This is a genomic window from Bacillus sp. CIS52, from assembly GCF_053545315.1.
Window position 1 is genome coordinate 1438484 of the sequence record NZ_JBIUFR010000001.1, and the last position, 21962, is coordinate 1460445.

22 protein-coding genes are annotated in these 21962 nt (G+C 47.8%); 14 read left to right on the top strand and 8 right to left on the bottom strand.

All coding sequences use genetic code 11. From position 1 onward, the window contains the following. The first annotated feature begins 55 nt into the window (after positions 1 to 55). Positions 56 to 1210: a putative lipid II flippase FtsW gene (gene ftsW / locus ACH32G_RS06935; RefSeq protein WP_448814136.1), complete on the top strand. Its 1155-nt coding sequence runs from the start codon at positions 56 to 58 to the stop codon at positions 1208 to 1210. 53 nt (positions 1211 to 1263) lie between these two features. Here ftsW and ACH32G_RS06940 read toward each other — a convergent pair whose 3' ends face one another. Beyond that, the gene (locus ACH32G_RS06940) at positions 1264 to 1614 is read right to left on the bottom strand and encodes a P-II family nitrogen regulator (protein WP_003151222.1); all 351 of its coding nucleotides are present in this window, start codon (positions 1612 to 1614) and stop codon (positions 1264 to 1266) included. A 17-nt stretch (positions 1615 to 1631) separates the two neighbouring features. Then, positions 1632 to 2843 carry an ammonium transporter gene (locus ACH32G_RS06945; protein WP_016937674.1) on the bottom strand — a complete coding sequence of 404 codons (1212 nt, stop codon included), beginning with the start codon at positions 2841 to 2843 and terminating at the stop codon, positions 1632 to 1634. Positions 2844 to 3095: 252 nt separating this feature from the next. Between ACH32G_RS06945 and ACH32G_RS06950 the strand changes: the two genes are divergently transcribed. The 3 genes from ACH32G_RS06950 to ACH32G_RS06960 all read left to right on the top strand — a co-directional run bounded on the left by ACH32G_RS06950 (position 3096) and on the right by ACH32G_RS06960 (position 6643). Further along, complete coding sequence (locus tag ACH32G_RS06950) at positions 3096 to 3662, top strand: isochorismatase family protein (protein ID WP_045926373.1); 567 nt, start codon at positions 3096 to 3098, stop codon at positions 3660 to 3662. After that, positions 3659 to 5023, top strand: a complete 1365-nt coding sequence (locus ACH32G_RS06955; protein ID WP_045926374.1) for an MFS transporter — start codon at positions 3659 to 3661, stop codon at positions 5021 to 5023. The genes ACH32G_RS06950 and ACH32G_RS06955 overlap by 4 nt, the downstream gene beginning before the upstream one ends. 165 nt (positions 5024 to 5188) lie before the next feature. Then, positions 5189 to 6643: an NCS1 family nucleobase:cation symporter-1 gene (locus tag ACH32G_RS06960; protein ID WP_047475849.1), complete on the top strand. Its 1455-nt coding sequence runs from the start codon at positions 5189 to 5191 to the stop codon at positions 6641 to 6643. Positions 6644 to 6678: 35 nt separating this feature from the next. On the opposite strand, the gene ACH32G_RS06965 is transcribed toward ACH32G_RS06960, so the two are convergent. After that, entirely contained in the window at positions 6679 to 7875 is a 1197-nt protein-coding gene (locus ACH32G_RS06965; RefSeq protein ID WP_045926376.1) for an MFS transporter, read from the bottom strand. Positions 7876 to 7899: 24 nt separating this feature from the next. Then, a complete protein-coding gene (locus ACH32G_RS06970) occupies positions 7900 to 8313 on the bottom strand; it encodes a MarR family winged helix-turn-helix transcriptional regulator (protein ID WP_016937679.1) in 414 nt (137 codons plus the stop codon). Positions 8314 to 8645: 332 nt separating this feature from the next. Here ACH32G_RS06970 and spoIIID point away from each other — a divergent pair, with 332 nt between their 5' ends. The 4 genes from spoIIID (at position 8646) to ACH32G_RS06990 (ending at position 11911) form a co-directional block, all read left to right on the top strand. After that, a complete protein-coding gene (gene spoIIID / locus ACH32G_RS06975) occupies positions 8646 to 8927 on the top strand; it encodes a sporulation transcriptional regulator SpoIIID (protein WP_003151236.1) in 282 nt (93 codons plus the stop codon). Positions 8928 to 9106: 179 nt separating this feature from the next. Beyond that, positions 9107 to 10108 carry a cell shape-determining protein Mbl gene (gene mbl, locus ACH32G_RS06980; protein ID WP_016937680.1) on the top strand — a complete coding sequence of 334 codons (1002 nt, stop codon included), beginning with the start codon at positions 9107 to 9109 and terminating at the stop codon, positions 10106 to 10108. 159 nt (positions 10109 to 10267) lie between these two features. Continuing rightward, positions 10268 to 11065 (top strand): flagellar hook-basal body protein, encoded by a 798-nt coding sequence (locus ACH32G_RS06985; protein WP_448814137.1) that lies wholly within the window; start codon positions 10268 to 10270, stop codon positions 11063 to 11065. Between the two features lie 24 nt (positions 11066 to 11089). After that, positions 11090 to 11911: a flagellar hook-basal body protein gene (locus ACH32G_RS06990; RefSeq protein ID WP_448814284.1), complete on the top strand. Its 822-nt coding sequence runs from the start codon at positions 11090 to 11092 to the stop codon at positions 11909 to 11911. 21 nt (positions 11912 to 11932) lie between these two features. On the opposite strand, the gene ACH32G_RS06995 is transcribed toward ACH32G_RS06990, so the two are convergent. Continuing rightward, positions 11933 to 12997 carry a response regulator aspartate phosphatase gene (locus ACH32G_RS06995; protein ID WP_016937683.1) on the bottom strand — a complete coding sequence of 355 codons (1065 nt, stop codon included), beginning with the start codon at positions 12995 to 12997 and terminating at the stop codon, positions 11933 to 11935. A 195-nt stretch (positions 12998 to 13192) separates the two neighbouring features. Between ACH32G_RS06995 and fabZ the strand changes: the two genes are divergently transcribed. Then, positions 13193 to 13618: a 3-hydroxyacyl-ACP dehydratase FabZ gene (gene fabZ / locus ACH32G_RS07000; protein ID WP_003151242.1), complete on the top strand. Its 426-nt coding sequence runs from the start codon at positions 13193 to 13195 to the stop codon at positions 13616 to 13618. Positions 13619 to 13674: 56 nt separating this feature from the next. Continuing rightward, positions 13675 to 14070, top strand: coding sequence for a large conductance mechanosensitive channel protein MscL (gene mscL, locus ACH32G_RS07005; RefSeq protein ID WP_016937684.1), 396 nt, complete (start codon positions 13675 to 13677; stop codon positions 14068 to 14070). A 45-nt stretch (positions 14071 to 14115) separates the two neighbouring features. Here mscL and ACH32G_RS07010 read toward each other — a convergent pair whose 3' ends face one another. Next, on the bottom strand, positions 14116 to 14526 hold the full coding sequence (locus ACH32G_RS07010; protein WP_016937685.1) for a YwpF-like family protein: 411 nt from the start codon (positions 14524 to 14526) through the stop codon (positions 14116 to 14118). Positions 14527 to 14698: 172 nt separating this feature from the next. Here ACH32G_RS07010 and ACH32G_RS07015 point away from each other — a divergent pair, with 172 nt between their 5' ends. The 4 genes from ACH32G_RS07015 to ACH32G_RS07030 all read left to right on the top strand — a co-directional run bounded on the left by ACH32G_RS07015 (position 14699) and on the right by ACH32G_RS07030 (position 17338). Then, positions 14699 to 15052, top strand: coding sequence for a hypothetical protein (locus tag ACH32G_RS07015; RefSeq protein ID WP_016937686.1), 354 nt, complete (start codon positions 14699 to 14701; stop codon positions 15050 to 15052). A 96-nt stretch (positions 15053 to 15148) separates the two neighbouring features. Further along, a complete protein-coding gene (gene ssb, locus ACH32G_RS07020; RefSeq protein WP_264819280.1) occupies positions 15149 to 15490 on the top strand; it encodes a single-stranded DNA-binding protein in 342 nt (113 codons plus the stop codon). Positions 15491 to 15701: 211 nt separating this feature from the next. Beyond that, positions 15702 to 16484: a DeoR/GlpR family DNA-binding transcription regulator gene (locus ACH32G_RS07025; RefSeq protein WP_328221744.1), complete on the top strand. Its 783-nt coding sequence runs from the start codon at positions 15702 to 15704 to the stop codon at positions 16482 to 16484. After that, positions 16481 to 17338, top strand: coding sequence for a Cof-type HAD-IIB family hydrolase (locus ACH32G_RS07030; RefSeq protein ID WP_099744603.1), 858 nt, complete (start codon positions 16481 to 16483; stop codon positions 17336 to 17338). Before ACH32G_RS07025 ends, ACH32G_RS07030 begins: the two co-directional genes overlap by 4 nt. Before the next feature lie 115 nt (positions 17339 to 17453). Here ACH32G_RS07030 and ACH32G_RS07035 read toward each other — a convergent pair whose 3' ends face one another. Both ACH32G_RS07035 and ACH32G_RS07040 read right to left on the bottom strand, forming a co-directional pair. Continuing rightward, a complete protein-coding gene (locus ACH32G_RS07035; RefSeq protein ID WP_448814138.1) occupies positions 17454 to 20228 on the bottom strand; it encodes a DEAD/DEAH box helicase in 2775 nt (924 codons plus the stop codon). Continuing rightward, on the bottom strand, positions 20215 to 21825 hold the full coding sequence (locus ACH32G_RS07040; RefSeq protein WP_099745197.1) for an SWIM zinc finger family protein: 1611 nt from the start codon (positions 21823 to 21825) through the stop codon (positions 20215 to 20217). The genes ACH32G_RS07035 and ACH32G_RS07040 overlap by 14 nt, the downstream gene beginning before the upstream one ends. Positions 21826 to 21962: the final 137 nt, after the last annotated feature.

Sequence of the window (21962 nt, forward strand, 5' to 3'; positions counted from 1 at the left end):
TGTATTACTGTGCGTCAAGTATGAGGGAAAAGAATAGCCGAAGGAGTTTTGTCCGTTGCTGAAACGTTTGAAAAACGCTGATCTGCCGCTTGTGTTTGTCATCATGCTGCTTTGCGGATTCGGTTTGTTAATGGTGTACAGCGCCAGTGATGTGATGGGGTCTCAGCGATACGGAGATCCATCCTATTTCTTCCATAAACAGAGAACCTCTTTGCTGATCGGAATATGCTTATTTTTATTTGCAGCCTGTCTGCCGTATAAGCGCTATGCCCGGCTTGTACCGCTGTTTGTGGTCGGATCACTGGTGTTGCTGCTGCTCGTATTGATACCGGGAATCGGGCTGGAGCGGAATTTTTCCCGCAGATGGCTGGGAGCGGGGCCGCTTGTCATACAGCCGTCTGAATTGGCGAAGATTGCGATGATTTTGTATTTCGCTGCGATTTACACGAAAAAGCAGCCGTACATTCATCAATTTGTAAAGGGGGTTCTGCCGCCTTTAGTCATTTTGGGAACCGCTTTTCTGCTGACATTGGCGGAGCCTGATTTAGGAACGGCTTCCTTAATTCTGGCGGCGTGCGGGTCAATTTTATTATGTGCCGGCTTGAAAAAGCGCCATTTGCTCGTGCTCGGCGCGACGGCGGTGTCGGGAGTCATTTATCTCGCATTTTCCGCTTCCTATCGTGTGAAGCGCCTTGTTTCTTTTACCAATCCGTTTGGTGACGCGAACGGGGACGGCTATCAGCTGATTCAATCTTATTTCGCCATTTCCGGAGGCGGATTTTTCGGAAGAGGCCTTGGGAACAGTGTTGAAAAAATGAATTACCTGCCTGAGGCGCATACTGACTTCATTATGGCTGTGATCAGCGAAGAACTGGGGATATTCGGTGTTCTGATCGTGTTGGGATTATATTTCGCGTTAATGCTTCTCGGCGTAAAAACAGCCATGCGTGCTGATGACCCGTTCGGGAAGCTTCTCGCCATCGGAATTACGTTCCAATTGATGTTTCAGGTTGTATTGAATTTGGGAGCGATGAGCGGACTCCTCCCGGTTACGGGTGTGCCGCTTCCGTTTATCAGCTACGGCGGTTCTTCATTGATTATGACGCTGTTTTTGTGCGGCATACTGGTCAATATCAGTACATATTCAAAAAAACAAACCGTACGGCATAAGCGGCCTGTCCCGCAAGAAAAAAAGGCTTCTTCTTTTTAATGAAGCCCGAAAAAAAACGCCCGGGACATGCTGTCTCCGGGCGTTCTGTATGTTTATAAAGCTCCTGGTCCTTCTTCTCCGGTGCGGATATTAATCGTGTTTCCGATTTCATAGACAAATATTTTGCCGTCGCCGGGCTCTCCCGTTTTCAGCACTTTTTTCGCCGTTTCCACCACTTGATCAACGGGGACTTTGCTGACAACGATTTCCACTTTCAGCCGTTCATACACATTGCTTTCAATTTTGACTCCGCGGTACAGTTCGGTGTGGGCTTTTTGAAGGCCGCAGCCGTGTACGTTGGAGAAAGTCAGCGATGTGACTCCGATTTTACCGAGTTCCTGCTTCAATGTTTCAAACTTAGCCGGACGCGTAACGATTTCTACCTTGAACATTTGACCGCTCATCTAAGTCACTCCTCACTTTATAAGTCCTGATATGCCTTTTCCCCATGCATCGTTAAATCAAGCCCGAGTGATTCTTCTTCTTCACTGGCGCGGAGGGGGATGAACAGACCTACAATTTTAATGATAACGAAAGTGACAATAAATACAAATACATAGGTTGCCGCAATGGCCGCAATCTGTTTCCAAAGCAGTCCCGGATCGCCGTAAAACAGCCCGTTTGCCCCGCCGTCATTGACGGAAGTGGTGGCGAATAAACCGGTCGCGATGCCGCCCCATGTCCCGCCGATTCCGTGCAGGCCGAAAGCGTCAAGCGCATCATCGTATCCGAAAGTCTTTTTGAGCCAATACACGCCCCAAAAGCAGACAAGCCCGCCGATAAAACCGATCACGATGGAAGAAAACGGCGTAACGAACCCGGCAGCCGGCGTAATGGCGACAAGTCCGGCGATAGCGCCTGATACAGCGCCCAGCATAGTCGGTTTCTTGTTCAGCATCCATTCGATTAAAATCCAGCCGATAATCCCGGCCGCAGCTGCGGTGTTTGTATTAATGAAAGCAAACATCGCGATACTGTCAAGCGTCAGGGCGCTGCCGACATTGAAGCCGAACCATCCGAACCAAATGAGCGCCCCGCCCAAGAACGTATAAATTAAGTTGTGAGGAGAAGCCGCCGTGCCGTCCTTGCGTTTCCCGAGGACAATCGCCAGAACGAGTCCGGCAACTCCGGAAGAGATGTGAACAACATTTCCGCCTGCGAAATCAAGGGCGCCCATTTGGCCGATCCAGCCGCCGCCCCATACCCAGTGCGCAACAGGTGTATATACGAGGGAAACCCACAAAAAGGAAAATAAAAGAAAAGCACTGAATCTCATGCGTTCAGCGAATGCTCCGGAAATAATCGCCGTCGTCAGGACTGCAAATGTCATTTGGAACATCATGAACAATGAATGCGGGATCGTATCACTGTAGCTTCCGGGGTCAAAACCGATTCCCTTCAGCCCCGCCCATTCAATGCCGCCAAGCCATGTATTGCCGGGAGCAAAAGCAAGTGAATATCCGTACAAAACCCAAACGACGGATACGATGGCAATGGAAGAAAAACTGTGCATCGCCGTGCTGAGCACATTTTTGCTTTTTACCATTCCGCCGTAAAATAAAGCCAGCCCGGGGGTCATCAGCCACACGAGTAAAGCGCAAAAGAACATAAATACTGTATCGCCCATCTGCATGTTGTATTCCTCCGTCTCATTCAGAATGTAATTGTGATTAATTCATTATTATAGAGAAAAAAGAATGATAAAACATTTTCGTGTAAGGTTATCTGACATGGTTTTTTGCATTCATCATGTCGCTTTTCAAATGAATGGCATGTGACTTTGTATCCATAAAAAGAGCATCGGAGCACGGAAGAAGAAATCCTGTCCGGGAAAGAGTAAAATAATCGGGGTGAGAAACACTAACTGCATCAGGAGGAATTGAATATGACAACATCATTGAATCTGCAATTTGAAAAAACGGCTTTGGTCCTTATTGATTTACAAAAAGGCATTGTGCCGATGGATAAAAGCGGGGCCGTTGTGCCAAACGCGAAAAAATTAATTGATGTGTTTCGGGAAAAAGGCGGTTTTATCAGCTTTGTGAACGTTGATTTTCATGACGGGGCTGATGCGCTGAAGCCGCTGACGGATGAAGGGGCGGCGGGCCATTCGGCTCCGGCGGCGGATTGGGCTGAATTTGTGCCTGAAATCGGAGTGAAAGAAGATGATTATACGGTGACAAAACGGCAGTGGGGCGCGTTTTTCGGCACGGATCTGGATCTTCAGCTCAGAAGACGGGGAATCGACACGATTGTATTATGCGGGATTGCGACAAATATCGGTGTGGAAAGCACGGCGCGGGAAGCTTTTCAGCTCGGGTATCAGCAAGTTTTCGTGACTGACGCGATGGCGACGTTCAGCGATGAACAGCACGAAGCGACACTCAAGTTTATCTTCCCGAGAATCGGCAGAAGCCGGACGACGGAAGAGTTCATCGAAGAGACCAAATGACAATCTCCAAAAAAAGCCGCGTTCTGTTTTTAACGGCCGTGGCTTCGGGGACAATGCTGAACCCATTGAACTCGTCGATGATTTCTCTTGCGCTTCACAGTATTCAGCATGAATTTCACCTGTCGTTTACAACGGTGTCCTGGCTGATATCGTCCTTTTATCTGGCCAGTGCGGTGGCGCAGCCTGTTACCGGAAAGCTCGGTGATATGCTCGGCAGGAAGAAGCTGTTTTTGATCGGGCTTCTGCTTGTTGCCGTCTCGGCCGTCGGCGCGCCGTTTGCGCCGACTTTCATGACGTTGTTAATGATGAGACTGTTTCAATCGATCGGAAGCAGCGCGATATATCCGTCCGGCGTCGGGTTGATCCGTTCGAATATACAGGAGAAGCAGGCGTCGGCGCTTGCCGTCCTGTCGATCTTTGCATCAGCTATGACGGCGCTCGGTCCGACACTCGGCGGTTTTCTGATCGTTTGGGGAGGGTGGCCCGCGATCTTTTTCGTCAATCTGCCGTTTATCATTCTCAGCTTTTTTCTCGGGATGTATATGTTTCCGAAAGATGAAAAGCGCGAGATCGGCGGCTTGAAAGCCGTGCTCCGCCAGCTTGATACGATCGGGATACTCCTGTTTGCCGGGGCGATTATTCTGCTTTTGTCATTTTTGTTGTCCTTCAGTACGAAGCCTCACTATACAGAAGGCGTATTCGGGCTTTTGTTTGTCGGGCTGTTTATCTGGCGCGAGCTGAAAACGGAGAAGCCGTTTATTGATGTCAGGCTGTTTAAAACGCATCGGAAACTATCGTCGGTGTATATTCAATTTATTCTGCTGAATATATTCTTTTACTGCATCTTTTTCGGACTTCCGAGCTATTTTCAGGATGAAATGCATTTGTCCGTCCAGACAAGCGGAATGATTATGCTGTTTATGTCAGGCATGAGCATCCTGGTGTCGCCTTTGACCGGAAAATGGATAGATAAGAAAGGGGTTCTTCAGCCGATTGTTGCCGGAACCTGCCTGACTGCGATCGGGGCGGTGCTGTTAACGTTCTTTTTCCTTCAGGCGCCTATGATAGGTAAGGGGCTGATTCTGTCCGTGCTGGGTGTCGGTTACGGCTTCGGCAATGTGACGTTTCAGGCGGCCATGCTGAAAACAAGTCCAGCCGACATGGTCGGAACAACGTCCGGCCTGTTTCAGACCTGCCGGTATCTCGGTTCGATTTTATCTTCCGTCATTTTGGGCATTCTTTTCGGGAAAGAAATAACCGCCGGCCATTTTCATATGCTCGGCACGATTCTTATCATTGTCGGCGCCGTAAGCCTTTTGATGGCGTTCCGGTTTTCGGTTCTTCTCAAAAAGGCCTCTTAACAGCCGCATCAAAAAGAGACGGGTACTTCCCGTCTCTTTTTTTATGTGCAATGTGCTCAAAAATCAAAACGAAAATTGTCGATAGCGCCCAATGTTATTTACGGAATTTTCAGTTATATTCTTTAACATGATATGTGAGGAAACCGTACATACAGGAGGGTGAAGATGAAAAAACCAACGAATGATCGGCTCAGCAACAAAGATTTACTGCCTTTAGAAGAAGGAGAACGGACGTGGAAAGCGGTGAATTTTGCATCTATCTGGATGGGCTGCATTCATAACATCCCGACCTATGCGACTGTAGGCGGGCTCATTGCGATCGGCCTTTCTCCGTGGCAGGTGCTCGCCATTATCGTGACAGCATCACTCATTTTATTCGCCGCTCTCGCCTTAAACGGACATGCCGGAACGAAATACGGGCTTCCCTTTCCGGTCATCATCAGGGCTTCTTACGGAATATACGGCGCAAACATTCCGGCGCTTCTCCGGGCGTTTACGGCCATTATGTGGCTCGGAATTCAAACATTTGCCGGAAGCACGGCTTTAAACATTCTGCTGCTGAACATATGGCCGGGCTGGGGAAGCCTCGGCGGAGATTGGAATATATTCGGGCTTCATCTGTCGGGCTTTCTGTCGTTTATTTTCTTTTGGGGCATTCATCTGCTTGTGCTGCGGCATGGCATGGAATCGATCAAAAAATTTGAAGTGTGGGCGGGTCCGCTTGTTTATCTCGTATTCGGCGGCATGGTCTGGTGGGCGATAGATATTGCCGGCGGGCTCGGTCCGATTTACTCGCAGCCGGGAAAATTTCATACCTTTTCTGAAACGTTTTGGCCGTTTGCGGCGGGAGTAACGGGCATTATCGGAATATGGGCGACATTGATTCTGAATATTCCTGACTTCACCCGGTTCGCCGCGTCGCAAAAAGAACAGATTCGCGGCCAGTTTTACGGCCTGCCGGGAACGTTTGCCCTGTTTGCGTTTGCAAGCATTACAGTGACATCCGGATCACAGGTTGCATTCGGGAAACCGATTTGGGATGTGGTGGAGATTTTGGCCCGGTTTGATAATCCTTTCGTTATCGCTCTTTCGGTCATCACACTCTGCATCGCCGCCGTCTCGGTCAATGTGGCGGCAAACATCGTGTCACCGGCCTATGACTTGGCGAATGCCCTGCCGAAATATATTACGTTCAGAAGGGGAGGGTATTTGACCGCCGTTCTGGCCCTGTTCACAATACCGTGGAAGCTGATGGAGAGCGCCACGAATGTATATGCGTTTCTCGGACTCATCGGCGGGATGCTCGGACCGGTGGCCGGGGTGATGATGGCTGATTATTTTCTCATCAGAAAAAGACAGCTTTCAGTTGAAGACCTTTATTCGGAAAACGGACAGTACACTTATTACAAAGGCTATAATTACCGGGCTTTTGCCGCGACCTTTCTCGGCGCGTTTATTTCCTTAATCGGGATGTACGTCCCGGCGTTCGCCGGCATCTACGATATTTCCTGGTTCGCGGGTGTGATTGTGTCATGTCTCGGTTATACAGCGCTTATGTATTTCCATCCGCCTTATGCGAAAGCGGCGGGACAAATGGTGCGGGAAAGAGCGGCAGAATAAAAAAAGCCGGGGGCTGCCCCCGGCTTTTTGTCATATCAGTCTGCGATTGAAACGTTTCCGTCCGCTTCAAGCGGCGTTCTTTTTTTCTGGCTCCAGCCATACAGAAGTAAAGCGATCAGGACGAACAGCCCCGCTGCCAGATAAATCGAATGGAATCCGGCCGAAGCGACGAAGAGGCCGAAAACATAGGACCCGCCGGCAATCCCGCTGTCAAAGAAAGTGAAGAAGGTAGCCGTTGCGAAGCCTGAACGGTGTCCGGGCGAGTTCTGAATCGCCAAAGTCTGCATACACGGTACGATAGAGCCGTAGCCGAGACCGATGACGGCGCCGGATAAGAGAAGCATGAGGGCGCTGTTTGTCATCGCCAGCATGCAAAGCCCTGCGGAAAACACGATAATCGACGGGTAGATGACGATTCCCGGCCCGATTTTGTCAAACAGCTTTCCTGTGAAAGGACGGGCTGCCATCATCGTCACGGCGAAACAGACGAAGAAATAGCCGCTGACATCCAACAGATGGATCGTCTTTGCATAAACAGATAAATATGAAGTCACACTTGAATAACAGAAAGAAATGGACAACCCGACAATCGCGATTTTAAGCGCGCCTTTTTCAAACATGTCGGAGAAAGAAAAACGGAAGACAGTCGTTCCGCTGTTGTTTTGATCCGGCACGCGAATCATGAAAGCAATTAACAAGCCTAAAGAAACAAACACGGCGAAAATCGTAAAGAAAACCGGGAATGAAATGACTTTCACAAGGCTCAGCCCGAGAAACGGACCGATCGCCATGGCAAGGTTCATAGACATCGCGAAATAACCGAGTCCCTCGCCGCGCCGCTTGGCGGGAATAAGGTCAGCGGCAATTGCACCCGTGACCGTCGTTAAAATGCTGAACCAGATGCCTTGGAAAAAACGCAGTCCGAGCAGCAGATAGAAATTGTGTATCGGCAAATACAGATAAGAAGACAGGGCGAACAGCGCCAGAGATACAATCGTCATTCTTTTCTTGCCGAACCGTTCAATAATCGACCCTGAAAAAGGACGGGTAATAATAGCAGATAACAGGAACAGGCTGATCAAAAGCCCTCCTTGCGATTCACTGCCGCCAAGCTCCTGAATCATATAAATAGGCAGCACGGCCAAAAATGTATAAAAGAACACAAAGACAAATAAATTCACGAGTACGACCATAATAAAATCTTTGGTCCAGATCGAGTCAGATTTACTCAAAAGTACAGCACTTCCCTTTCTTTTTTATTTCGTTAAAAACACATTCAGAAACTCAGAAAAAGCTTCCTTATCTCCATCTTGGAAATCCGCAAGCATGTCTTCCTCGAACTTCAGCATCTCTTGATTGATGCAGTCGTATTTCAATTCAGCTTCCTTCGTCAAGACGACGAGCTTTTCCCGCTTGTCTTCTCCCTGTTCCCGCTGAATCCAGCCGTTTTCTTCAAGGCGTTTGATCGTTCTGGTAACGGTCGGCGCCTCCACATTCAGATAGGACCAGATTTCTTTTTGGGTCATCGGTCCGATCGTTTTCAAGCAATATAGGATTGACCATTGAGAGGAGTACAGGCCGAATGGTTCCAGCCGCTCATTGGCTTTCTTCGTAATCAGGCGGGCGCATTGATTGATTTGATGAATGAGGCGTCTGTTGACGGGGATCATTTCCGTTCTCCTTTTCAAAAAACTTACCTAAGTAACTAATTGCGCTGTTTCATTCTACAGCAGGATCGCGCGGATGTAAAGCCCCCCGTTCAAAAAGCAGAAAATTGCGATCCGTCCCTTGTCCTTATTGAGTTTTTAGCATATTCCCAATTCATTGCTAATACACTGTTACAAACCTATCAAAGAGAGTGTTTGAGGTGAGGGATCGTGGGCATATTTCAAAAACCTTCTTATATAATCGGACAACAAAGAAGCTGCATCATCAGTGAATCTGTTACAGAATACGGATCTCATTTCACACTTCTCACATCCAACTGGGGAGGTCGAGTGGTGTGCACGATTACATCAAAGAGCGAACAATCAAGATTGGTAAGTATATCGTGGAGACGAAAAAAACCGTTCGTGTCATTGCGAAAGAGTTTGGTGTTTCCAAAAGTACCGTACACAAAGATCTGACAGAGCGCCTGCCTGAAATCAATCCTGACTTGGCGAATGAAGTAAAAGAAATACTCGATTATCATAAATCCATCAGACATTTAAGAGGGGGAGAGGCGACGAAATTAAAGTACAAAAAAGATGAAATTCTAGAAGGGGAGCCCGTTCAGCAGCCGTAGCGTCTGACGTCTGCCGGCTCCCTTTTTTTCCTCCTGGCGGTTTCGCGAATATCCGCAAAATTTTGTCAAGAACTTATCTCGTTCAGCAGCTTTTTTTTGATAAATTATGATAATATATATAATTAGGGCACAATGTGGATATTTTACTGTGAAACAGATATCAAGGAGGATATAAATAGATGTTTGCAAGGGATATTGGAATTGACCTCGGTACTGCAAATGTACTGATCCATGTAAAAGGAAAAGGAATTGTTCTGAATGAGCCGTCCGTTGTGGCGCTTGATAAAAACAGCGGCAAAGTGCTGGCGGTCGGCGAAGAAGCCAGACGAATGGTTGGACGTACACCTGGGAACATTGTTGCGATCCGTCCGCTGAAAGACGGCGTAATCGCAGACTTCGAAGTAACAGAAGCCATGCTGAAACACTTCATTAATAAACTGAATGTAAAAGGACTTTTCTCAAAACCGCGTATGCTGATCTGCTGCCCGACGAATATTACGTCCGTTGAGCAAAAAGCGATTAAAGAAGCCGCAGAAAAAAGCGGCGGAAAGCATGTGTACCTTGAAGAAGAACCGAAAGTTGCCGCTATCGGCGCAGGTATGGAAATCTTCCAGCCGAGCGGTAACATGGTTGTTGACATCGGAGGCGGTACGACGGATATCGCAGTTATTTCTATGGGCGATATTGTCACCTCCTCTTCTATTAAGATGGCTGGGGACAAGTTTGACATGGAAATCTTAAATTATATCAAACGCGAGTACAAGCTGCTGATCGGTGAGCGTACCGCTGAAGATATTAAGGTGAAGGTCGCAACGGTTTTCCCAGACGCACGTCATGAAGAAATCACCATTCGCGGCCGTGACATGGTTTCCGGTCTGCCGAGAACGATTACAGTAAACAGCAAAGAAGTGGAAGAAGCCCTTCGTGAATCAGTTGCCGTCATTGTGCAGGCTGCCAAGCAGGTTCTTGAAAGAACACCGCCTGAATTGTCTGCTGATATCATCGACCGCGGCGTCATCATTACCGGCGGGGGAGCGCTGTTAAACGGACTTGACCAGCTTCTTGCCGAAGAACTGAAGGTGCCTGTTCTTGTCGCTGAGAATCCGATGGATTGTGTTGCGGTCGGAACCGGCGTCATGCTTGATAACATGGACAAGCTTCCAAAACGCAAACTGAGCTGATCATAAAACCTCATTCTTGAAAAAGAATGAGGTTTTTTCTGTAAAACCCTTCACGAAAGGGAATGTAAATCCGATAATAAGAAAAAATGCTGATCTTCATTATGGAACAAATGTTCCGGTTGAGCAACTGGAAATCATGCTATTTCAGAGGTGGAAGACTTGTTAAAAGGATTATATACCGCAACGTCCGCAATGATTACACAGCAGAGAAGAACGGAAATGCTGTCAAATAATATCGCAAACGCGAATACATCAGGGTACAAAGAGGATCAAGGTTCAATCCGCGCCTTTCCCGAAATGCTTTTGAGCCGAATAGAAGGCGACAAAAAAACGAAAATCGGTTCCGTCAACACAGGCGTGTACATGCAGGAGCTGAAACCATTGTTCACGCAGGGAAGCCTGAAAACGACCGATCGGCCGACTGATATCGCGCTTATGGAGAATCAGGTTCCCAAGAATGCCAAAACGAATGAAAACGCCGAGCTGTTTTATCCGGTTCAGACTGCGGGCGGCGTCCGCTATTCAAAAAGCAGCACTTTCTCATTGAATGAAAACAATCAGCTTACGATAAACGGAAATCTTGTTTTATCAACAAACCGACAGCCGATTACAGTCGACAATGAAAAATTCACCGTATCAGAAAACGGCACGGTCACAACAAACGGCCGGCCGGCGGGGCAGATTGATATCAGAATGGAAGAAGACGTGCGCAATCTGAAACGGGACGGCAATGACCTATACAGCACGGCCGACGGCTCTGAACTGCCGAGTGCGACGGCGAATCCCCAAGTCTCGTATACCTTAAAACAAGGCGTCTCGGAGCTTTCAAACGTGGACGTGACAAGCACGTATACAGAAATGACGGAAGCATACAGATCATTTGAAGCCAATCAGAAAGTCATTCAGGCTTACGATAAAAGCATGGATAAAGCCGCAAATGAAATCGGCAAAGTGTAATAAAATGGGGGACGTTCAATTATGATGCTCAGATCAATGCTGACGGCTTCAACAGCCTTAAACCAGCTTCAGCAGCAGATGGATACAGTCAGCAGCAACCTTTCAAACAGTGATACGACAGGCTATAAAGCGAGGGACTCCCGCTTTTCCGAGCTGATCAGGCAGCAGTATAATCAAATAGATGATAAAAAGGAAAATTCGCCGAACATCCGGAAAACACCGCCCGGCCTGCGTCTCGGCGCCGGAGCGATGATGACGCCGCAGCTGGATTCAGGGCAGGGAAGCATCAAAAAAACCGACCGTGACCTTGATATCGCGTTCACATCACCATATCAATATCTCCAGGCAGAAGCGGACGGACGGCGGGTGTATACAAGGGACGGCTCACTCACCCTCAAGCCGGCCGGCGGAAATAACCGGGTTCTGCAGCTGATGACGGCGGGAGGCAATCCCATACTCGATGAGAACGGTCAGCCCATCCAAATTGACAGCTCACTGACTAAGCTGAAAATCAGCAAAGCCGGAACCCTGACAGCTTCAGACCAGGCAGGGACCCGTTCTCAGACGTTTAATCTCGGCATCGTCAATGTCAATAACCCTCAGGCGCTTCATGCGGAAGGGGATAATCTGTTTTCCGTAAACGGTGCGGGAGCTTCAGCGATTGAAGAGCTGACCGGCGCAAACCGGCAGGGGATCGGCATGGAGCAGGGGGCGCTTGAAAATTCAAATGTCGATATGTCTAAGGAAATGACCGACTTAATCGTGTCGCAGCGTTCTTACCAGCTGAACAGCCGCACAATTACATTGGGAGACCAAATGCTGGGCTTAATCAACTCAGTCAGATAATAAAAGAAGGGGGCGTTTTGATCAGCCGCGCATGATGAAAAATGCGGCTTTCTCAAAATCGCCCTTTTTTTTGTAGTAATCCGTAATATCCTGAAGCAGCACTTCCAAATCCACCCACGCTTCAATTTTCTGCAGCTCCAGCACGAGCTTCTGCAATCGGTCGTACGGATCTTCCTGAGAGGTATACAGTGTTTTGAGCGCGGCCAGCTTCAGTTTCATGATGTTGTTCTGCACTTTGTCAGCTATGTATAATCCTTTCTGCAGCACGGTTTGTCCTTCGGCGGAGCATCCGGTTTTAAAAAGTGCTCTGACCGCTTCGTATACACAATGAAGGTAGGAAACGGGAGACTCCTTTTCAAAACGCTGATTGCCCAATACCTTTTTGTAAAAAGGAAGCGCCTCTTTATCTTTTTTCTGAGCGGTCTTTAAAAAACCAAAATTGTAATAAGCGTGGCACAGCAGGTTATTGTCATTGATGCGGTCTGTTATTTTTATGGATTCATTGAAGAGCTGTTCAGCGTCTTCATAGCGTGCCTCGTCTATGTAATTTACGGCGAGAAGCAGCTGGCAGCTGAGCGTTTTTTTGATGTAGCCGAATTCATTTTGATAGATCTTCAGCGCTTTGTTGACATATTGAATGGAAAGCGGAGGCGACTTCATCATGTAATAAGCACCCGCTGTTTTATAATAAAATTCAGCGGCTTCAATACGGTTCTGGATGGCCGGCAGGTACTGTTCGGCTTCTTTAAAGCGGCAGACAGCCCGGTTCGGAGTGCCGTTCACCATATGGAATAATCCTTTAAAAAAATGGAAATAATAAGTTAATTCATGATCCATCTCATCTTTGCGCCGCTTCAGCTCACAGAACAGTTTAACCAGCCCGTCTTTTTTCTCAAACAGCAGCTGAAACCGTGCAAAAAACAGCTGATATCTGAGATTGAGCTTTGCATTCTTTTGTAATTTGGGGAGATGCTGATTGATTTGTTCGTGAAGGGAACGGGCTAGATCGAATTGGCGTTTTCCCATGGCGTCATACCACTCATTCAGCATCACCAGCGTGCGTTTTTCAGTAAACTTAGCAATCATCTTCCAACCTCTTTGCTTAGGGTAAAAATCTTTATTCATCATAACACATTAATGGACGAGGCTCATTGCCAGCTGGTTACAGTTTATAGCGCGGTTGAAAAAGAAATTGATTCATAATATACTTCCAAATGTACAGATTGGTTACCACTTATACCTTCTATACATACTATTGTCGATGAAGGAGATGTCAAGAGAATGCTTGATACTCAGCAAATTAAAGAAATTATTCCCCATCGCTATCCGTTTCTTCTGGTAGACAGAATTACGGAAGTCGAAGAAGGAAAACGGGCGGCGGGATATAAAAATGTGACGGCGAATGAAGATTTTTTTAACGGCCATTTTCCTGAATACCCTGTTATGCCGGGCGTATTAATCGTAGAGGCTTTGGCGCAGGTCGGAGCTGTGGCGATGCTGATTAAAGAAGAAAACAGGGGCAGACTCGCGTTTTTTGCGGGGATTGATAACTGCCGTTTCAAAAAGCAGGTAAAACCGGGTGACAAGCTGGAGCTTGAAGTGGACATTACACGTGCACGCGGTACGATCGGACGCGGCAAAGGCGTTGCCAAAGTTGACGGCGAGCTCGTGTGTGAAGCCGAATTAACCTTTGCACTCGGAGAATAAAAATAAACAAATGGGCTTATAAAAAAGCCCATTTCGTGTAGAAAGGGGTGAATGTAATGTGGTCAGAATTTAAAAGCTTTGCGATGAAGGGCAATATTATGGATCTGGCAATCGGTGTTGTCATCGGCGGCGCTTTCGGGAAAATCGTGACGTCACTCGTTGAAGATATCATTATGCCGCTTGTCGGTCTTCTTCTTGGCGGCCTTGATTTTTCAGGACTGGCAGTGACATTCGGCGACGCCCATATCAAGTACGGAAGCTTTATACAAACGATTGTGAACTTCTTCATTATTTCATTTTCTATTTTTATCGTGATTCGCACAATAGGCAAGCTGAGACGTAAAAAAGAAGCTGAAGAAGAGGCGGAAGAAGCCGAAGAAACAGATCAGCAGACAGAACTGCTGACTGAAATCAGAGATCTGCTGAAACAGCGGGCGCATCACAATGACTAGGGCATAAAAAAAGGCTGGATGATTAACGTCCGGCCTTTTTCATGATTATAATTTTTGTTTGAATGCTTCAATCAGCCGGCTGCCTGAGTATCCTTCTTTCACGAGCGACTCCAGAATGCTTTCTGATCCGGGGTGATTTCTTGACACCATTTGACCGTAAATTAAAACTTGTATACTCTTTTCCAGCTCGACGATATTTTTGATGCTTCCCGTCAGCTGGGCGGGACGGTTGCTTTTTTTCGTAATCGTTACAAACACCTTCGCTTCTTTCTGGCTTTTCATCAGCATGTCAAAAAAAGAAAAGTGTTCGGCCGGGACCAGAGCTTCAATTAACCAATGGTTTTCACCGTCTTCTTTATTGATAATCAATCCGTCTAAAAGGGGAAACTGTTCAATCGGCCGATCGTCTTTATCTAAACGTTCCACATTCAGATCAACCAGTTTAAAGGTCTTCATCTCTATTTTCACCCCTGTTGTCCATGTTTTTTCGTTCATTTATTATAACACATATCACTTTTTCCGGGAAAATGCTGTAAGACATGCTTCATCATTTTTGTAGGCGGTCAACATTTAATCATTTCTATTTTTTCATTATAATGTAAAAGAATATAGTCATGGAGAGATGCTTATGAATCAATTGCGCCTGAAGGAAATTTATATAGAAGACGGCTTAAGGCGGGAAGACGATCATTCCTACTTAGTATCCAAAAAGGAAGAGTGCGAGGTGCATCTTAACAGAAGAGGGAATGTCGTCTTTTTGTATGAAACAAAAGACCGCATGGAACAGTATAAAATTCAGCTTTCATTGGCTGATAAAAAGCTGAGTTTTTACTGGTTCGCATGGGACGGCGGAAAGTTTGTCAGGATGTTTGAGAAAAACTGGCTTAAAACGAAACTTTTTTCGCGGCTGCTCAAAAATACATATTACATAAGCGGTCAAAAGAAAAAGTTTTTTTTATCTGAAAGAAAAGCGAAATCATAAGAGAGGCATAAACGGATAACGGTTTTTTCCGCTTTTTGCTTTCAGGAGCTCTTGTACTACAATGAAGCCACCCTCGAAAAGAGAGGAGGATACGGCTTGTTTAACCACGTGATGCTTGTCGGCCGGCTGACGAAAGACCCGGAGCTCCGTTTTACATCAGCGGGCATTGCCGTGGCTCATGTTACCTTGGCTGTCAGCCGCAATTTTAAAAGCGCGTCAGGTGAAACCGGAACTGACTTTGTCAACTGCACCATTTGGAGAAAAAGCGCTGAAAACACAGCATTGTACTGCCAAAAAGGGTCATTGGTCGGTGTGAGCGGCAGAATCCAGACGAGAAGCTATGAAAAGACAGACGGCGTAAAAGTTTATGTGACCGAGGTCATGGCTGATACCGTTCGGTTTATGGATCAAAAACGGAAAGAGCCGCTGGCTGAATAACATGCTTTTTTTTCCTCTTTTTCCCGCCTTTTGGCGGGCCCCGCAATACCCCCTTCCTATACGCCAGTCGAAAGACTGGTTTTTTTGGTTCGGGGTCTAAAAAATGGTTAAAAAGAAGTGATTTTGCTTATAAACACTTAAAATAATTGAATGTTTTAAGATAAAAACTTATAATTACTTACAGATAAGTGACGAAAAAAGGAATGAGGACGTGTATCAAGAAGAAAGACTGATTGCGATAATGGAATATTTGAAACGGCATCGGCGGATCACCGCTGAACAGATATGTTCGCTGCTTCATATTTCAAGAGACACCGCAAGACGGGACCTTGTCAAGCTGAAAGAGCGCGGGGCCATTATCAGAACACGGGGCGGCGCGATTCTGCCGTCTGTGCATCAGGAAGTGCCTGGCTATTCCGGCCGGCTGAAAACCGTTTCTGAAGAGAAAAATAAAATCGGCAGACTGGCCGCCTCCCTGATCCATAAAGGAGACCGGATCATCCTGGATACCTCCACAACCGTTCAGGCCTGCGCCGAGCATTTAAATGTCACCGGCTGCACTGTTATTACAAATTCGATCAATCAGGCCGATATCCTCTCTGCAAAAGAGGGAATTGACATTCATCTGCTCGGCGGAAAGCTGCAAAAGGAACACCGGTTTTTATACGGCGCTTCTGTGGTGGAAAAACTGGGGGATTATCACGCCGATAAGGTGCTGATCGGCGTTGTCGGCATCTCGGAAAACGGTCTGACGATACCGCATGAAGAAGACGGCATGGTCAAGCGTAAAATGATCCGGCAGGCGGAACAGGTTATTGCGCTGAGCGATCATTCCAAGCTTGGCCGTACGAGTTTTTATCAATATGCAGACCTGCACGAGGTTGACCTGCTGATCACCGATCGGCTGCCTGATCAGGATTTTTGCGATCTGCTCGACCGGCACGGCGTAGAATTGCTTGTAACTGATTCTGAAGAAGAGGATGAGGACATGTGAAACTGATTGCCATAGATCTGGACGGCACACTGCTGAACAGCAGTCATCAAGTAAGCGATGAAAACGAGCGGGCTTTAAGAGAAGCCCGGCAAGCGGGAATTGAAATCGTGGTGTCCACGGGACGCGCGCATTTTGACGTGCACTCCATATTCGAACCGCTCGGCATAAAAACTTGGATTATCAGCGCAAACGGAGCCGCCATTCATGCTCCTGACGGCAGCCTGTACCATTGTGATGCGATTGAAAAAACAAGGGCCCGGGGGATTTTGTCTTGGCTTGAAGAGAACCAATATTACTATGAGGTGTTTACAAACAAAGCCATCTATACGCCTGAAACCGGCAGGGAGCTGCTCGATATCGAAATGGATCGCGTAAAAAGCGCCAATCCGGAAACCGACCTTTCTATTTTGGAGCAGGCGGCTTCTGTGCAATACAGCCAGTCGGGCTTTGCTTACATTCAATCATACCGTGAGCTCTTTGAGAAAGATGAACGTCTGGATTTTTACAACATTCTCGGGTTTTCGTTTGATGAGCGGAAGCTGAAAGCGGGCTGGGACCGATTCAGCGATCAGAAAGACCTCACCCTTGTCAGCTCTGCCGATCACAATTTTGAACTGTCGTCGCGCCATGCTTCTAAAGGGCAGGCGCTTAAACGGCTGGCGCAAAAGCTCGGCATTCCGATGGCTGAAACCGCAGCGGTCGGTGACAGCTTAAATGATTACTCAATGCTTCAGGCGGCCGGAAAAGGCATAGCGATGGGAAATGCGAGAGAAGACATTAAAGAGATCGCTGACGCCGTTACATTGACAAATGATCAAAACGGCGTTGCGCATATGATCAGGAATTTACTTTAAAAGGTTTGGCGATACTGTTCACGACTGGCGTGACGCATTCATGGCAAATGCGGCGTAACAGTAAGGACGGCATTTTAAAAGACCGGCTCTTCCGAGAGAGCCGGCCTTTTTGCGTTTAATGTGATTGCGCCGATGCGCTGAGGGTGAATAATTCTTCAAGCTCATCGGACGACAGCTCGGTAATCCAATTTTCACTTTGGATAATCTGATCGTTCAGCGTTTGTTTCGTTTCGAGCATGGCATCAATTTTTTCTTCAATCGTTCCTGTCGTAATTAATTTGTGCACGTGGACGAACCGCTCCTGGCCGATTCGGTAGGCGCGGTCGGTCGCCTGGTTTTCCACCGCCGGATTCCACCATCTGTCATAGTGAATGACGTGATTGGCAGCCGTCAGGTTCAGACCGGTTCCGCCCGCTTTCAGTGACAAAATCAGCGTCGGGTATTCTTTCTTCTGGAACCGTTCCACAAGGGAATCGCGTTCCTGCTTGGACAGGCTTCCGTTTAAAAACTGAACAGGCTCTCCGAATGTTTTTTCCAAGAGGCGCTTCATCATGTTGCCCATCTGAATGTATTGGGTAAAAATGAGGCAGCTTTCCCCTTGTCCGCGGATCGCCGCCATTAAGTCAAGCAGCTTTTCCAGTTTGACGGATCTCCCGTTTAACAGCTCTGTCTGTTCTTCCTTCAAATAGAGCGCAGGATGGTCGCATATTTGCTTCAAGCGGCCGAGCATGCTCAAAATCAGCGCTTTCCGCTGCATGCCGGTCAGAGAAGCCATATGTTCAAATGTATCTTTGACAAGCTGCTCATAAAGGGAGGCCTGTTCGGCCGAGAGCGGGATAAACTCTTTTTGTTCCAGCTTGTCAGGGAGATTAAGCGCCACTTCTTCATCCCGTTTTGTCCGGCGCAGTAAAAACGGCCGGATTAACTGCTGAAGCTGGTTGATTCTTTTTTCGTCACGGTCTTTTTCAATCGGCAGCACATAGCGTTTATGAAAGCCGGTCAGGCTGCCGAGATAGCCTTTGTTCATAAAATCAAAGATCGACCAAAGTTCTGTCAGGCGGTTTTCCATCGGTGTTCCGCTCAGCGCGATATGATGGACGCCTCTCAGCTTTCTGATCGCGCGGGACTGCTTCGTATGCGCGTTTTTAATATTTTGCGCTTCATCAAGGCAGATGGTGCTCCATGTCACGGAAGAAAGCTCTTCCTGATCGGCGTGCGAGAGGCCGTAAGAAGTAAGAACGACATCCGCGTCTTGATAGGCCGGGATAAATGCTTCCTCCTTCGGTCGGCGGGGTCCGTAATGAAGCACGGCCTTCAGCTGCGGCGCGAAGGTCTGGAGCTCACGCTGCCAGTTGCCGAGCACCGATGTCGGCGCAATGATTAAGGCAGGCGCTTTTTGCCGGCCGCTTTCCTTCACATGAAGAAAATAGGCGATCATCTGAATCGTCTTTCCCAGTCCCATATCATCTGCGAGACAGGCGCCGAAGCCGTTTTCCCGCAGGAAGAGAAGCCAGTTCATGCCGTACACCTGATAAGGGCGGAGCTGTCCCTGAAACGCGGCGCTGACTTCATGCTCCGGCAGATCCCGGGCATCCGTCAGTTTGCGGATCAGGCTTCTGAGCTGCTTTGATAATTCGATCTTGATCCCGGCAAATGCCGATGAGTCAATGATGTCCGTGTCCTCGGCTCCGTTTTCCCCGTGATCCATCAGTTCGCGCGCCAGCACGTCGGACATGTGGAGACCCTCAGATTCCGCTTTTTCCATCAGTTTTTTCATCTGTTTAATAAATTGCGGATCAATTTTCACCCATTGGCCGCGGATGTTGACGAGACGTCTGTTGTTTGCGACAAGCTCATTGAATTCATCCTCTGTCAGCTCAATTCCGTTTGTGGCGAATCTCCAGTTGAAATCAAGCAGGGCATTCATGCCGACGAAGGACTCGCCCCGCGGCGAGGATGACACTTTTGCTTTGAGCATCATATTGCTTTCCCGGACAATCTGCCACCACGATGGAAGAAGAATCTCCACGCCCATATCGACAAGCGTTTCACTCGCTTCCGATAAGAAGATCCAAGCTTCTTCTTCAGAAATGAGCGTCGTTCCCGAATCAAATGAAAGCCAGGGAACCGTTCGGCGGAAGCGGTCCTGTTCACGCGCGATTTTTCCGCTGTATGCCTGCCACGCTTTTTTCAGCCCCTTCAGTCCGTCGAAAAAGGTGATGGCTCCGGTTTTTTTCTCGCGTAAAAACATTTCGATTTTCCAGTCGTCACCGTCAAAATCAGGCTCGTTTAATCGCAGCCCGACGGTAAACGGCGTCAGATCATCATTCCAGCCGATTCCCTCAAGAAAATCATCTTCGTCCAAAAAGGAGCCTTTAAACGTATGAACGGCCGGCGAACGGGTTTCGATCTGCTGCCATTTTTCCCGCAGGTCATCATTGTACTGAATGTAGTCCTGAACCGCGGCCGAGAACCAGTCTGCCGTAAAGCCTTCCAGCAAAAGCTCGCGGTCTTTGAAGCGCAGGACGCCCTTTTGCCAAGCCTCATAATCCGGAAGAAAATCGCCGTCGGCTATAAATTCGTATATCGTCGAAGCCGCTTCGATTAATGGTTCCGTTTCCTTTGTCAGCTGAACGGTGCTGAATGAATTGAACGAGTTTTTTCCGAGCAGCTCGACGGTCATCCACGGGCTGAGCAGAACAGCCGGAGTGCCGATGAAGCTGACGTCTTCAAGAAACGTTCCGTAAAAGGTGGACTCATGCCATTGGAACAGATGAGTCTTCATCTGACTGAGCGTAAGCGGCTGTTCTTTCTCATCATGGCTTGACAGCGTAAATGTCCAATCTTCCATTTGTTCTACATGAATGAAAATTTCCTTAAGACTCGCCATCAATCAACTTTCCTTTCTGCAATTCTTCTTGAAGGGCGCGCAGCCTCTTGTAGCTTGCGCTCAGCTGGCTGATATACCGCTCCCAAACCTGCTGTTTTTTTGCCTTTTTATAAAGCGTCCGCAGTTTTTTCAGATGGCGCGCAGCCTCTTTATAGGCGCTGCGGTTTTTTTGGTCGATAAAAAAGGCCGCCGCCCGGTGATAGGAGGGGATGAGCGCTTCCGGATCACTGGCGGCAATTTCCTTCAGGATGTCCTTTTCGATTTCCCATACGGAAAAACCGACGAGGCTGTGAATCTCCACCCACTCCGCATACCGCCGTTTTTCGTACAGATACTGGCTGTATTCTGTAAAGGTATAGGGAAGGCAGCCGGAGGCAAACCGTTCAAACAGCTGATCATCCCGTGAGTGCCGCGCATAATCCGCCAGCAGCACAAACAGCTCTCCGATAATATCGCGCATTTCTTTAAACGGCTTATCAAGCTTCGTGTAGTTCACGGCAAGAGGTTCGATCTGACCGTACCATGTTTTCAGCCGTTTCCAGTCTTTTTTGGCGGTGAGCTCACTGAGCCATTGAAAGGTATAAGGCAGCGCTTCGGAAGGGAAGCGAGACATATCTTCAAAGACCGCTGCATCATCTTTTTGCAAAAAGGCCAAATGAAGCCGTCCGAACCGTACTTCCGGCGAAAAACGGCGGCCGCTTTCCTGTGCGAGAATCTCCTGTTCACGCGCGACCCATTTCGGCCGGTTCAAAAGCGAGCTCCAAACTTCACCGAATACCCGGAGGCGTTCGTATTGAAAAAGCTCCTCTTTCAGCAGAAGCCTGCGGATCACCGGAGGCGTCCGGTCCAAAAAGGGATCAAGCGAGAAAGACAAGGCATACGTTTTCAGTCTGTCAATGGAGGAGTAAATCGTATCCATCAGCTGTTCGACGTATGGATTGATGCTGTAATAATCTTTTTCGGCATCCAGTCTGCCTGACTCAATCAAAGTAAACATGTGAAGCCAGACGGCAAGCGCCGAGTGAATCTGATATAAGCTTTTGAGCTCGGGTTTTTTCGGGGCATGTTTTTTGAGCGCTGACAAATAGCCGTAATAAAGCCCCTGCATCGTCTGGCTTCCGGCCGGTGTCCGCGCCTCCCACAGCGAGAATTCCGAATCAAAAAAAGCGAGCCAGCTTGACAGCGACTCTTCATTCGGCAGCACTTTTTCCTGAAACTGCCGGCGGACAAGCTCCTTGCTTTCCTCAAGCTTTTCTCTTTCCAGCCAATGCTCGGTAAAGGAACCGACCCGTTCAAATTGGGCATATACGTAAAGAAAAACGGCCAGCACGTGGCGGCAGATCGCCTCAGACGGGCATGCGCAGCCGCTTTTCACCATGAAAAATAAGTTCAGCGTGACCCTTACAGGCACAACATCCTGCACATACGCGGAAACCTCTGTCGGGGTTTGAACCTGTATACGATAGACGGAATCCTGCCGATATAAAATGAGTGCTTTCTTCATCAGCTGAACATTGTCTTCATTGTAAGGAAGAAGTTCTTTAAGCTGTTCAGCCGCTGCGAGCACATCTTCTTTAGCAATCATATCCTGAAGCATGATTATCGCTCCTAACGAGTCACAAAATAAAAAGATTCCAATTCCTCTATTATATCGCAACACATGGTCCGGAAAAAGTTTTTCCTAAAAAAGGACATAAAAACCCGAGTGTGTCGAATGATGTATTAGAGATTGCA